This window comes from Sphingomonas crocodyli (genome assembly GCF_004005865.1).
GTDB classification, from domain to species: domain Bacteria; phylum Pseudomonadota; class Alphaproteobacteria; order Sphingomonadales; family Sphingomonadaceae; genus Rhizorhabdus; species Rhizorhabdus crocodyli.
In genome coordinates this window covers 228,558-241,143 of the sequence record NZ_SACN01000004.1, presented here as the reverse complement: position 1 = coordinate 241,143, position 12,586 = coordinate 228,558, and the positions used below count along the sequence as shown (strand labels likewise).

Here is a 12,586-nt window from a genome sequence, read left to right as displayed (position 1 = left end):
TGCGATCCTATCAGATGTCCTGCGTCAGTCGCCCGTAAAGTTCGGGGCGGCGATCGCGGAAGAAGCCGAAGGCGGCGCGGTGGCGTTTGGCCAGCGTGATGTCGAGTTCGGCCACCAGAACGCCCGTCTCGGTCGCGCCGAATTCGGCCAGCATGTCGCCGCGCTCGTCGCAGATGAAGCTGTGGCCGTAGAAATGCGCGCTGCCGCCGTCGGGGCCGGTCTCGGTGCCGATCCGGTTGCTGGCCACGACGGGCACCACGTTCGACACCGCATGGCCGATCATCGCGCGCCGCCACAGCCGGCTGGTGTCGAGATCGGGATCATGCGGCTCGTTGCCGATCGCGGTCGGGTAGAACAAAACCTCGGCGCCCATCAGCATCATCGCGCGCGCCGTCTCCGGATACCATTGGTCCCAGCAGATGCCGACGCCCACGGTCGTGCCCTCGGCCGGCCACACCTTGAAACCGGTATTGCCGGGGCGGAAGTAGAACTTCTCCTCATAACCCGGCCCGTCGGGAATGTGCGTCTTGCGATAGACGCCCGCGACCTTGCCTTCGGGATCGATCATCGCGAGGCTGTTATAATGGTGCGGGCCATCGGCTTCGAAGAAGCTGGTGGGGATATGGACCTTCAGCTCGCTCGCCAGCGTCTGCATCGCCAGCACCGCCTTATGCTCGGCGGTCGGCTTGGCGCGCGCGAACAGGCCTTCATCCTCGACGCGGCAGAAATAATGGCCTTCGAACAATTCGGGCGGCAGGATCACCTGCGCGCCCTTGCCCGCCGCCTCACGGACGAGCTTGCTCACCTCGGCAATGTTCGCGTCGATATCGTCGGACAGCGCGAGTTGGAGCGCGGCTACCTTGATCTTGCTCATGCTGCGGGCACCTGCTGACTGATGCAATGGAAGCTGCCGCCTCCGGTTAATATGTGGTCGGCGCGGAAGCCGACGACGTCGCGGTCGGGGAAGATCGCCGCGATCGCCGCCACCGCCGCCTCGTCATTCTCCGCGCCGTAGAGCGGCACGACGACGGTGGCATTGCCGATGTAGAAGTTCATGTAGCTCGCCGGGATCACTTCCCCGTCGCGCAGGACTTCGCCCGGCGAGGGGATCGATACGACCTCCAGCCCGAAAGCGTCGGCGCGGCCGGCGGCATCCTCATAGATCGCGGCATTGGGATCGTCGGCATCGGCCGGCGTCGGGATCGCGATCCGCCCTTCGCCCACGAAGCGCGCGAGATTGTCGACATGGCCGTCGGTATGGTCGTTGGCCAGGCCATCGCCCAGCCACAGTAGCCGATCGATGCCCAGATCGGCCTTCAGGCGCTTTTCGATATCCGCGACGCCCATATTGGGGTTGCGATTGACGTTGAGCAGGCACTGCTCGGTCGTCACGCCCAGGCCGGTGCCGTCGACGTCGATCGCGCCGCCTTCGAACACCCAGTCGCCCTTGCGCACGGGCCAGCCGGTGCGCGCCGCCAGACGGGCGCCGATGCTCTCGTCGCCCTCCAGTGCATATTTCCCGCCCCACCAGTTGAAGCCGAAATCGGTCGCCGCGCGCCCGGCGGCGCCCGTGACGATGATCGGCGCGGTGTCGCGCAACCAGATGTCGCCGAACGGTTCGACGATCACGTCCGCCGCATCGCCCGCCAGTTCGCGCGCGCGATCGGCCGAGGCCTCATCGGCCGTGACCAGCACGACCCGCTCGCCCTTGCCGCCCGCATGGACGGCGCGCGCGAAGGCGATCACCTCGCCCCGCGCGGGCTCAAGGTCGTCTTCCCAAAGTTCGGGATGGCTCGGAAAGCCGATCCAGACGCTGTCATGCGGCGCCCATTCGGCTGGCTGGCGATAGTCTGTCATGCCGCGCAAATAGCGATGCGATGTGACGGGTGAAAGGGGGCGAAGTGGTGCGAATTGTCCTTGCACACCCGCTGCCGCTTTTTCCATGAAGGGTGCGGGGAATATTACGGGCACTTCCATGATCGCGATTTTCCCGGCGGGCGCTGCCGCGCTCGCCATCGTGTCGGGTGCGGCGCTGGCGCAGTCGGCCGATTTCGATGCGGCCAAGGTCTTTGGTGCGCGTGAGGCGATATCGAACCTCAGCCTGTCGCCGGATGGCAGGAAGATCGCCTATATCGTGCCCACAGTTGGCGCGGGGTCTGCGCTTTACACCATCGATCTCGATTCGACCGAACCTGCCAAGCGCGCGCTGGCCGACAGCGGCGATCCGGATCGGCTCCAGAGGTGCAATTGGGTATCGAACACGCGGCTCGTATGCACAGTCTATGGCGTGATCGATAAGGCCTATCTGGAAATCCTGCCCTTCACGCGTACCTTCGCGGTCGATGTCGGTGGCGGCAATCCGAAGATGCTCAGCAACCGTGAAAACGCAAACTCGCTCTATCAGTCGCTGGGCGGTGGCGATGTCGTCGATTGGCTGCCCGATGAAGACGGCATGGTGCTGATGACGCGCAATTATGTGCCGCAGGCCAAGATCGGATCGCTGATCGAGAAAAAGGCCGAAGGGCTGGGCGTGGATCGGATCAACACGTCCACACTGTCGAGCCAGCGGGTCGAACCCGCCCGCGACGGGGCGGTCGAATATATAAGCGATGGTAAAGGCGTCGTCCGCATCGCGGGTTATCAGCATATTCGCGGCGAAACCGGGCAGGCCAGCGGCATCATCAACTATTTCTTCCGCATGAAGGGCCAGCGTAACTGGATCCCCTTCGGCCAGTTCGACAGCGTCAAAGACACCGGCTTCAATCCCTATTCGGTCGATGCGGAACGCGATGTCGTTTATGGCATGATGAAGAAGGACGGCCGCTGGGCCGCCTACGAAATGCCGCTCGACGGATCGGACAAGGCGACGCTGATCTACGCCCATCCCGATGTCGATGTCGGCGGTTTCCGCTACGTCGGTCGGCAGCGTCGAGTCGTCGGGGTCAGCTATACGACCGACAAGACCAGCGTTCATTATATCGACCCGGCTATCGAGAAGTTGCGCATTTCGCTGGAAAAGGCCGTGCCGGGCAAATCGCTGAGCGTAGTCGACGCCAGCCGGGACGAGAGCCGGCTGTTGTTGTTCGGCGGCAACGATACCGATCCGGGTGCCTATTATCTGTTCGATCGGCCCAGCCGTCAGCTGGCCAAGGTGCTCGATGTCCGGCCGCAACTCACGGGCAGGGCGATCGCGGAGATGAAGTCGATCAGCTACAAGGCGGCGGATGGGACGATGATCCCCGCTTATCTCCAGATCCCGGTGGGCATGGAGGGCAAGAAGGTGCCCGCCATCGTCATGCCGCATGGCGGCCCGTCGTCACGCGACTATTGGGGTTTCGACTGGCTGTCGGCCTTCTTCGTCGCACGCGGTTATGCGGTCATCCAGCCGCAGTTTCGCGGATCGAGCGGCTATGGCGACGCCTGGTTTCAAAAGAACGGTTTCCAATCGTGGAAGGTCGCGATCGGCGACGTCAACGATGCCGGCCGTTATTTGATCGGTCAGGGGATCGCCGATCCCGGCAAGGTTGCGATCTTCGGCTGGTCCTATGGCGGCTATGCCGCGCTTCAGTCGGCCGTCACCGAACCGGGCTTGTTCAAGGCCGTGGTCGCGGTCGCGCCCGTGACCGACCTTAACGAGTTGAAGGAAGAAAGCCGCAACTGGACCAACTTCCGCATCGTTTCCGATTATATCGGTAGCGGCCCGCATATTGCCGAAGGGTCGCCCGCACGTCATGCCGATCGGATCAAGGCACCGGTCCTGCTGTTCCACGGCGAGAAGGATCGCAACGTCCGTATTGGCGAATCCCGCCTGATGGACTCGCGGTTGGCATCGGCGGGCGTCCCGCATGAGTTCGTCGCTTATCCCAAGCTCGACCATTATCTGGAGGACTCTGCCGTGCGTGAGCAGATGCTGCGCAAGTCGGACGAGTTCATCCGCAAGGCGATGGGGATGTAGGCGATTCCACGCCAGGCGTTTCGCCCGGCGAAACGGCTGTGCCTGACGCAACAAAAGATGCGTTGACCTGACGGCCCCTGTGCTGCAGCGCAATCCGCGCTCTGCAGGAGGGCCATATGACCAAGGAACGTCTGGAGGAGGGCGAAACACGCTCCCTCTCAAACGCGCCGCAACAGCCGGAACGCACGCTCGAACGTGCGCTCGGGTTGCAGATTCGTCAGTTGCGTCGGCAGAATGATCTGTCGGTGTCCGATCTGGCTGCGGCGTCGAGTATCTCGACCGGCATGTTGTCGAAGATCGAGAATGGCGGCATTTCCGCCTCGCTATCGACCTTGCAGTCGATCGCGGGGGCGCTGAACGTGCCGCTGTCCTCGTTGTTCGCCTCGTTCGAGGAGCGGCAGGACTGCTCCTATGTACCCGCCGAAAAGGGCGTGTCGATCGAACGGCGCGGCAGCAAATCGGGCCACGCTTATCAACTGCTCGGCCATGTGCTGAACGGCGATGTCGTGGTCGAACCCTATCTCATCTCGCTCAGCGAAAATGCGCATCCGCATACCGGTTTCCGGCATGGCGGGGTCGAGATGATCTACATGCTCGAAGGATCGGTCAGCTACCGCCACGGCGCGGAAAGCTACACGCTGACCGAAGGCGACACGTTGTTGTTCGATTCCTCGGCGTTGCACGGCCCGGAATCGCTGATCACACCGTCGAGCCGCTATCTCTCCATCATCGTCTATCCGCGCAACGCGGGCTGAGATGGCCGGGCGTCGCAATGTGAAGCATTGCGACGCAGACGGCGGGCCGATCATTCATATTGCCGCCGCGCTGATCGACGATGGCGCGGGTCGCCTGCTGCTGGTGCGCAAAGCCGGTTCGCGATGGTTCATGCAGGCTGGCGGCAAGATCGAGCCGGGCGAACCATCACTGGCGGCCGTGATACGCGAAGTGCGTGAGGAGATCGGGCTTATCCTCGATCCTGACGACGCATCGCATCTCGGCTGCTTCGTTGCGCCTAGCCCGCGCATCTCGTAAAGGCCGAAGTCTTTCACGTCCGCATAGCGGGTCACATCCCCGCGGTTCTGGCCGAGATCGAAGAGGCTCTCTGGGTCGAGGGGGATGTGGCGGAAAGAATGCCGCTCGCGCCGCTGACGCGCGACCATATCCTGCCGCTGTTCCGCAATCTGAAAGCCTGAAAACAAAAGGGGCGGCCCCGAAGGACCGCCCCCTTGTTCGCCGATATCAGGCCGAGGCCGGATCAGCGCGAATAGAATTCGACGACCAGGTTCGGTTCCATCTTCACCGGATAGGGAACCTCATCCAGGGTCGGGACGCGGACGAACGAAACCTTAGCGGCGCCGTCGGCAGCGATATATTCGGGGATGTCGCGCTCCGACAGGCCCTGTGCTTCGATCACCAGCGCCATTTCCTGCGCCTTCGAACCCAGCGAGATTTCATCGCCCGGCTTCACGAGGCGCGACGCGATGTTGCACTTCACGCCGTTGACGCGGATGTGGCCGTGGCTGACCAGCTGGCGCGCGGCGAAGATCGTCGGCGCGAACTTCGCGCGGTAAACGATCGCGTCCAGGCGGCGCTCGAGCAGGCCGATCAGGTTCTGCGAGGTATCGCCCTTCATGCGCGATGCTTCGACGTAGCTCTTCTTGAACTGCTTCTCGGTCACGTCGCCATAGTAGCCCTTGAGCTTCTGCTTGGCGCGGAGCTGCAGGCCGAAGTCGGACATCTTGCCCTTGCGGCGCTGACCATGCTGGCCGGGGCCGTACTCACGCTTGTTGACCGGGCTCTTCGGGCGACCCCAGATGTTTTCGCCCATCCGGCGGTCGAGCTTGTACTTGGCGCTGTTGCGCTTCGACATATGTCTTTCCTTCAATCGCTACTACGTGGCCCGACGCCTGATGACGCCGGGGTTCTTCCCAGTATTCCGCGCTGCTTGGACCTTGTGGGATCGGCAGGGCCACCGCTTCACTGGGGTACGGGGCCGATTGCGAAGCGGCGCCTATGACGATGAAGCGCCGGATAGTCAAGCGCGAAGGGTTCCGCTAAGCCCCGCGCCATGACCGAAGAAACCCCCGCAAAGCCCGAGATCGTCCCCGCCGCCGATTGCACCCAGATGAGCGAGGTGCGCGCCGCGATCGATTCGCTCGACACGCTGATCGTCAGCCTGCTGGGGGAGCGGATGCGCTATATCGAGGCGGCGGCGCGGATTAAGCCCGATCGCGGCGCGGTGCGCGATGAGGTGCGCAAGGCCGCGGTGATCGCGCATGCGGTGAAGGTGGCCGACGATCGCGGCTTCCCGCCCAAGCTCGCCTATCAACTCTACGACATGCTCGTCGAAGGATCGATCGCGCACGAATTCGCGGTTTACGACGCCACGCGCGAGGGCTGATCGGCCTTCACCTCCGGCACGGGCGCGTCTTCCTCACGCGTCCGGATGCCATAGCGTTCGGGCCAGCTGCCATTGTCGGGCAGGTGGTAGGTGCCGAACAGCTTGTCGACGAAGGGCACCATCGGCGCATAATTGCGGTTGATCGGCCCCAGCCGCGCGTGATGCCAGTGGTGAAAGCGCGGTGACGACAGCACCTTCTCGAACCAGCCGAGCCGCCAGCGCAGATTGGCGTGGATGAAGAAGCTCCAGATCTTGCCGCCGATCAGCAGCAGCAACGGCGCGATCTGCCCGCTCGACGTGTTCGGGTTGCCCAGCCCCAGCAGATAGACCGGCACCAGCCCGCACAGCCGGGTGAAGATAATGTCGACCGGCGATGCGCGCGTGTTGACCAGGAAATCGAGATGCGTCGGCTCGTGATGGACCGCGTGGAAATACCAGAGCGGCCCCCATTCGTGGCTCAGCCGATGGCCCCAGTAAAAGCCGACCTCGCCCACCAGGAAGGTTGCGAGGATCGTCGCCCACATCGGCAGGCTGCCGATCCAGCGCAGATAGGCATCGGGCATGATCTCGTGCGATCCGGCGATCGCCCAGCTGATCGGGATGGCCAGCACCAAAGCGGCGGCGATGCCGTTGAAGAAGTAATAGCCCAGATCCTGCAGGATGGCCGGGCGCCAGATCTTGTTGGGGCGCAGCGCGAACAGCCGCTCGAGCGGAACGAAGATGACCGACAGGATCACCAGCCACGCGCACAGCGCGAGCACTTCACGAAATATCGGCTGGATGTTCGACATCAGCGGATCAGACCTTCACACCGCCTTATAGACAAAGGGCGCGACCACGTCGCGCCCCGTCATTGCCCTGCGATGGGCGGAAGCGTTCAGGCGGCGAGCGCGGGGCGCGTCGTGGCCAGCTTGCCGCCGCGACGGCGCAGCGCACCGCCGACCGCGCCGAAGCCGATCAGCATCATCGCCCAGGTCGTCGGCTCGGGCGCGTCGGTCATCGAAATGCCGTCGAGCAGCGAGAAGGGCGGCTGACCCTGCGGACCGCCGGTCGCCAGGAAGCTGAGCACCTGGGTCGAATTGCTGGCGGTGAAGTAGAAGTCGACCTTGCGCCAGTCGGTGAAGCCCTGGTCCGGGTTCACCACGAAACCCGTATCCTTACAGAAGGAGCAGGCCGGCAGGTTTTCGATATTCGCTTCGGTGTCGTCGAACTGCTCGTTCGGGCCCGAATTGGTCGGGATCACCGTGTCGCCCAGGCCGACGCGGAAGCCTTCGAAGGTCTCGCCGGTAAAGCCGTACTGCTGGGCCGCGGCCCAGTAGAAGGACACCTTGTACATGTTACCGACGGTCAGGCCGTTGATCGTCTGGCTGATCGGCAGGGTCAGGTTGCCGATGTCCGACGTATCGACCAGGTTGCTGTCCATCACCAGGAAGGCGCCGCCCGCCGGGCTTTCGCCGACGAAGCCGTTGTTGACGGCGTTCATGGGCTGATTGGGGCCATTGAGGCTGAAACGATCGCCGGGGCCGGTGCCGCCGCTGAAGTTGGTCAGCGCGCCGATCGAGGCGTTGTCGGCCTGACCGGCCTGGAACACGAAATTATAGCCCGATGTGACCCAGCCGGTCGGCGTCACGCCGCCGGTGCCGCCCAGGACGGCGCCGCGATCCGAAAGCGCGCCGATCTGGTAGTTGCCGGCGGCGACGCTGTCGCCCGCATTGCCCCACGTGCCGTCGGCGATCAGGCTCAGGTCGGTGAAGTTGCCGTTCACGACCCATTCCGCAGCCTGGGCCGATCCCGCGATCGTGAAGGCAGCCATCGCGGCCATGATGGCCCGCTTGATACCCGTCATAATCAGTCCCCGAACCCTAAGCTGCACAAATAATATCGGGGCTGTGGATAAACGAAAATGCCGCAACGCGCAATCCCGGCGCCTAAAACCAAAGGCTGATCGGAAGCCGGGTTCCGCGCCGCCAGCCGCCATTTTTCGGCCATTATCGGGCACTGGACCAGTCGAACGCACAAGTCCCGAAAGATAAGGCCTATTTTTATTCGACTGTCGGAAATCTTTACAGTTTCTCTTCGTTTTTCGGATCAATCACTTCTGAATAGTTAAAATAGCATGCTTAACTTTCGCGGTGAATCGTTTGCGAAGATCCGCGATGTAACAATTCGTCACATTCTGATTTGGGCACTTCTGCACCCTGATTCGAACCGGTTCCGAATCAGTCGCGTGTGCGGGGGCGCTCCAGCGTGCTCAGCACCCCGCGCAAAGTGCGCACCTCCTGCGCATCCCAGGCGGGTTTGGTCAGCAGCGTGCGCAGCATCCGGCGCGTCGTGGGGATGCGATCGGGCGGGAAGAAATAGCCCGCGCCGTCGAGCATGCGATCGAGATGCGCGATCAACCCGTCCAGTTCCTCCTGCGACGCCGGCGGATCAAGGTCGACCGCGGGCGGCTGGGCAAGCGAAACCCCCTTCGACCATTCATAGGCGACCAGGATCACCGCCTGCGCCAGGTTGAGGCTCCCGAACTCGGGATTGATCGGCACGGTCAGGATCGTGCGCGCGACCGCGACGTCGTCGGTCTCCAGCCCCGATCGTTCGGGCCCGAACAGGATCGCGCTGCGCCCCGGTCCGGCGTGGATCGCTTTCGCGGCCTCGTCGGGCCCGACGACCGGCTTCGTCACGCCGCGCTTGCGCACCGTGGTTGCATAGACATGCGCGCAATCGGCGGTCGCCTCGGCGACGCTGTCATAGACTTTGGCTGCCTCCAGCACCTGATCCGCGCCGGACGCGGCCGGCCCCGCATCGGGGTTCGGCCAGCCGTCGCGCGGGGAGACGAGCCGCATCTCGGTCAGCCCGAAATTGAGCATCGCGCGCGCGGCCTTGCCGATATTCTCGCCCAGTTGCGGGCGGACGAGGACGATGACGGGAGGCGGTGCGCTCACTGCTTGCCCGCCTCGGTCACCGCGCCCGCGAAATCCTCGAAGTCCTTTGCCTCGCGGAAATCCTTATAGACGCTGGCGAAGCGGATATAGGCGACGCTGTCGAGCGCCTTGAGGCCTTCCATCACAAGTTGGCCGATCGCGGCGGTGCTGATCTCACTCTCGCCGCTCGTTTCGATCTGGCGCTGGATGCCGGTCACGAGCCGCTCGACCCGCACCGGATCGATCGGGCGCTTGCGGCAGGCGATCTGGATCGACCGCTCCAGCTTGGCGCGCTCGAACGGCTCGCGCTTATTCTCGCTCTTCACCACGGTCAGCTCACGCAGCTGGATGCGCTCGAAGGTGGTGAAGCGCGCGCCGCACCCCTCGCACTGCCTGCGCCGGCGAATAGCCGCCCCGTCGTCGGTAGGGCGGCTATCCTTAACCTGGCTGTCTTCGTGGCTACAGAAAGGGCAGCGCAATCAGAGCTCCGGGTAGATCGGGAAGCGATCGCACAGCGCCTCGACGCGCGCCTTGACGTGCATCTCGGTCTGGCCGTTGCCCTCTGGGCCGTTCTTGGCGACGCCTTCGACGACATCGGCGATCATGTCGGCGATCTCGCGGAATTCGGCGGGGCCGAAGCCGCGCGTCGTGCCCGCCGGGCTGCCGACGCGGATGCCCGAGGTCTTGACCGGGGGCAGCGGATCGTTGGGCACGCCATTCTTGTTGCAGGTGATGCTGGCGCGCTCGAGCGCCTCATCCGCATCCTTCCCGGTCACGCCGACCGGGCGGAGATCGACGAGCGCCAGATGCGTGTCGGTGCCGCCCGAAACCAGATCCATGCCACGCTCCTTGAGGCGCGCCGCCAGAACCTTGGCATTTTCGACCACGGCCGCCGCATAGGTCTTGAACTCGGGCTGCAGCGCCTCGCCGAACGCAACCGCCTTGGCCGCCACGACATGCATCAGCGGGCCGCCCTGCAGGCCGGGGAACACCGCCGAATTGATCTTCTTCGCGATCGCCTCGTCATTGGTGAACACCGCGCCGCCACGCGGGCCGCGCAGCGTCTTGTGGGTCGTGGTGGTCACGACATGCGCATGGCCGAACGGGGTCGGATGCACACCGCCGGCGACGAGGCCCGCAAAGTGCGCCATGTCGACCATGAACAGCGCACCGACCTCATCGGCAATCGCACGAAAGCGCGCGAAATCGATGTGGCGCGGATAGGCCGAACCGCCGGTGATGATCAGCTTGGGGCGATGCTCCTTGGCAAGCCGTTCGACCTGATCGAAGTCGATGCGGTGATCGTCCTCGCGCACGCCATATTGGATCGCGTTGAACCACTTGCCCGACATCGCCGCCTTCGCGCCGTGGGTCAGGTGGCCGCCCGCATCGAGGCTGAGGCCCATGATCGTGTCGCCGGGCTTGGTGAGCGCCAGCATGACGGCGCCGTTCGCCTGCGCGCCCGAATGCGGCTGGACGTTCGCGAACTCGCAGCCGAACAGCGCCTTGGCGCGATCGATCGCCAGCTGCTCCACCTCGTCCGACGGGTGGCAGCCCTGATAGTAACGCTTGCCCGGATAGCCTTCGGCGTACTTGTTCGTGAAGACCGACCCTTGCGCTTCCAGCACCGCCTTGGAGACGATGTTTTCCGAAGCGATCAGCTCGATCTGCTTCTTCTCGCGCGCGATTTCGTGTTGCAGGCCGCCGAACACGGCCGGATCCGCGTCGGCCAGACCTCGGGTGAAGAACCCATCAGGCTGGACCTCGGACAGATTGGCTGTGGGGTTCGTGCTCATGCGGGCTCCTTTGCGAAGCTGGGGTTGGAAAGCTTGTCGCGACGGCCGGCGTGGCGGCCACCCGCGAACGGGGTTTCGATGAAGGCGGTGATGCAGGCCTTGGCCTGCTCGATGCCGATCAGGCGCGCGCCCAGCGCGATCACGTTCGCATCATTATGCTCGCGCGACAGCCGGGCGGAAAGAACTTCGGACACCAGCGCGCAGCGTGCAGCCGGGTGCCGGTTGACCGCGATCGAGATGCCGATGCCCGATCCGCACAGGGCGATGCCCTTAATGGCGCGGCCGTCGGCGACCGCCTCGGCCAGCTTGTAGCCATAATCGGGATAGTCGACCGAACTCGTATCGTCCGGCCCCAGATCGAGCACGTCGTGGCCCGTCTCGCGCAGCCAGCCGACAAGGCTCGCCTTCAATTCGAAGGCGGCATGATCGGATGCGATGGCGATTGTGTCGGCCATGACGGTGTCCTGCTGAGTCGGTTTCGCGGCCCCTCTAGGGCGTTGGGGGCGTTGATGCCACCGTCTTTGGCTTTCTATAGTGGAAGCTCAGCCTTTGGAGTGTCGAATGCGTCACAGTCAGCCCGCCATTCTCGCCGCCGTCCTGCTGCTCGCCGCCTGCGCGCGCGGCGAGAAGGCCGAGCTTCCGGCGAACGGAGTCGTCGCCGAAAATCTTGCGGTCGAGGTGCAGGAAGAGGCCGCGGCGGCGGACAATGCGACGCAGGCCGCGCTTCCCACCGACGCCTGGATCGGCAAGTGGATCGGCGTCGAAGGGCTCGTCCTCGATATTCAAAAGGCGGGCGAGCCGGGCAAATATATGCTCGGCGTCACCCTGCTCGACGGGACCAAGAGCTATGAAGGCACCGCTGACGGCGACCTGATCCGCTTCACCCGCGATGGCCGCCCCGAAAGCGTCCGCGCCGCGACCGGCGACGAAACCGGCCTCAAATGGCTCGCCGGCAAGCAGAACTGTCTGATGATCCAGCAGGGCGAGGGTTTCTGCCGGGACGATCTGACGCCGGCTCCTGCTAGCTGAACTTCTTCTCCCCTCCCTGCCAAGGGAGGGGATTGAGGGGTGGGTGTGCGCGTCTGCGCGCCTGAAGACTCTGCAACCCCGCCTTGAAAATGCCCGGAAACAGGCGTAGCGGCCCCGCCCCATGACCTCCGCCCCGATCAGCCCCGAGGATTTCGCCGCGCGCGCCCGCGCCATCGCCGAGACGATGGCGGGCCATGCCGCGCATCATGCGCTCGATATCCTGACCAACGATGTGCTGCGCGGGCTGGGCTATGGCGAAGGGATCGACATCTTCGAACGCGCTGTCAGCCACTGGCACGCCGCCGCCGATCCCTATCCCTATCGCGGCCCGTGCCCCGATTGCGAAGCCGCGGCCGACAAGCGCGCGGCCGCCTGAATCCCTCTCATCGTCATTGCGAGGAGACGCAGGCGACGAAGCAATCCAGGCCCAAACCGGAGATCGTCGCGAACCTCTCGTCTTCAGAACTGGATTGTTTCCCCCCGG

General features: G+C 64.2%; 15 protein-coding genes. 6 read left to right on the top strand and 9 right to left on the bottom strand.

All coding sequences use genetic code 11. The features are described 5' to 3' along the window. Positions 1–10: 10 nt before the first annotated feature. Both aguB and EOD43_RS21145 read right to left on the bottom strand, forming a co-directional pair. Positions 11–874 carry an N-carbamoylputrescine amidase gene (aguB, locus tag EOD43_RS21150; protein ID WP_127746138.1) on the bottom strand — a complete coding sequence of 288 codons (864 nt, stop codon included), beginning with the start codon at positions 872–874 and terminating at the stop codon, positions 11–13. Next, on the bottom strand, positions 871–1,857 hold the full coding sequence (locus tag EOD43_RS21145) for an agmatine deiminase family protein (protein ID WP_127746136.1): 987 nt from the start codon (positions 1,855–1,857) through the stop codon (positions 871–873). The genes aguB and EOD43_RS21145 overlap by 4 nt, the downstream gene beginning before the upstream one ends. 118 nt (positions 1,858–1,975) lie before the next feature. On the opposite strand from EOD43_RS21145, the gene EOD43_RS21140 reads away from it, so the two are divergent. The 3 genes from EOD43_RS21140 (at position 1,976) to EOD43_RS23925 (ending at position 4,987) form a co-directional block, all read left to right on the top strand. Further along, positions 1,976–3,955: an alpha/beta hydrolase family protein gene (locus EOD43_RS21140; protein WP_127746134.1), complete on the top strand. Its 1,980-nt coding sequence runs from the start codon at positions 1,976–1,978 to the stop codon at positions 3,953–3,955. Positions 3,956–4,071: 116 nt separating this feature from the next. Beyond that, complete coding sequence (locus tag EOD43_RS21135; protein ID WP_127746132.1) at positions 4,072–4,710, top strand: helix-turn-helix domain-containing protein; 639 nt, start codon at positions 4,072–4,074, stop codon at positions 4,708–4,710. A gap of 1 nt (position 4,711) precedes the next feature. After that, positions 4,712–4,987, top strand: a complete 276-nt coding sequence (locus EOD43_RS23925) for an NUDIX hydrolase (protein ID WP_206363616.1) — start codon at positions 4,712–4,714, stop codon at positions 4,985–4,987. Between the two features lie 223 nt (positions 4,988–5,210). Here EOD43_RS23925 and rpsD read toward each other — a convergent pair whose 3' ends face one another. Further along, the gene (gene rpsD, locus EOD43_RS21125; protein WP_127746130.1) at positions 5,211–5,825 is read right to left on the bottom strand and encodes a 30S ribosomal protein S4; all 615 of its coding nucleotides are present in this window, start codon (positions 5,823–5,825) and stop codon (positions 5,211–5,213) included. A 198-nt stretch (positions 5,826–6,023) separates the two neighbouring features. Between rpsD and EOD43_RS21120 the strand changes: the two genes are divergently transcribed. Then, a complete protein-coding gene (locus tag EOD43_RS21120) occupies positions 6,024–6,356 on the top strand; it encodes a chorismate mutase (protein ID WP_127746128.1) in 333 nt (110 codons plus the stop codon). Here the strand turns inward: EOD43_RS21120 and EOD43_RS21115 are convergent. The 6 genes from EOD43_RS21115 to rpiB form a co-directional block, all read right to left on the bottom strand. Further along, a complete protein-coding gene (locus EOD43_RS21115; protein WP_127746126.1) occupies positions 6,332–7,147 on the bottom strand; it encodes a sterol desaturase family protein in 816 nt (271 codons plus the stop codon). The genes EOD43_RS21120 and EOD43_RS21115 overlap by 25 nt on opposite strands. A gap of 86 nt (positions 7,148–7,233) precedes the next feature. Next, positions 7,234–8,202, bottom strand: coding sequence for a PEPxxWA-CTERM sorting domain-containing protein (locus EOD43_RS21110; protein WP_240653439.1), 969 nt, complete (start codon positions 8,200–8,202; stop codon positions 7,234–7,236). 373 nt (positions 8,203–8,575) lie between these two features. Next, complete coding sequence (locus tag EOD43_RS21105; RefSeq protein WP_127746122.1) at positions 8,576–9,298, bottom strand: RNA methyltransferase; 723 nt, start codon at positions 9,296–9,298, stop codon at positions 8,576–8,578. Then, positions 9,295–9,756 carry a transcriptional regulator NrdR gene (gene nrdR / locus EOD43_RS21100; RefSeq protein ID WP_127746120.1) on the bottom strand — a complete coding sequence of 154 codons (462 nt, stop codon included), beginning with the start codon at positions 9,754–9,756 and terminating at the stop codon, positions 9,295–9,297. Before nrdR ends, EOD43_RS21105 begins: the two co-directional genes overlap by 4 nt. Then, the gene (gene glyA / locus EOD43_RS21095) at positions 9,757–11,073 is read right to left on the bottom strand and encodes a serine hydroxymethyltransferase (protein WP_127746118.1); all 1,317 of its coding nucleotides are present in this window, start codon (positions 11,071–11,073) and stop codon (positions 9,757–9,759) included. It abuts the gene before it with no gap. After that, positions 11,070–11,528 (bottom strand): ribose 5-phosphate isomerase B, encoded by a 459-nt coding sequence (rpiB, locus tag EOD43_RS21090; protein ID WP_127746116.1) that lies wholly within the window; start codon positions 11,526–11,528, stop codon positions 11,070–11,072. Before rpiB ends, glyA begins: the two co-directional genes overlap by 4 nt. 106 nt (positions 11,529–11,634) lie before the next feature. On the opposite strand from rpiB, the gene EOD43_RS21085 reads away from it, so the two are divergent. Together EOD43_RS21085 and EOD43_RS21080 are read left to right on the top strand one after the other, a co-directional pair. Continuing rightward, on the top strand, positions 11,635–12,102 hold the full coding sequence (locus EOD43_RS21085; RefSeq protein ID WP_127746114.1) for a hypothetical protein: 468 nt from the start codon (positions 11,635–11,637) through the stop codon (positions 12,100–12,102). Between the two features lie 121 nt (positions 12,103–12,223). Continuing rightward, positions 12,224–12,478: a hypothetical protein gene (locus EOD43_RS21080; protein ID WP_127746112.1), complete on the top strand. Its 255-nt coding sequence runs from the start codon at positions 12,224–12,226 to the stop codon at positions 12,476–12,478. Positions 12,479–12,586: the final 108 nt, after the last annotated feature.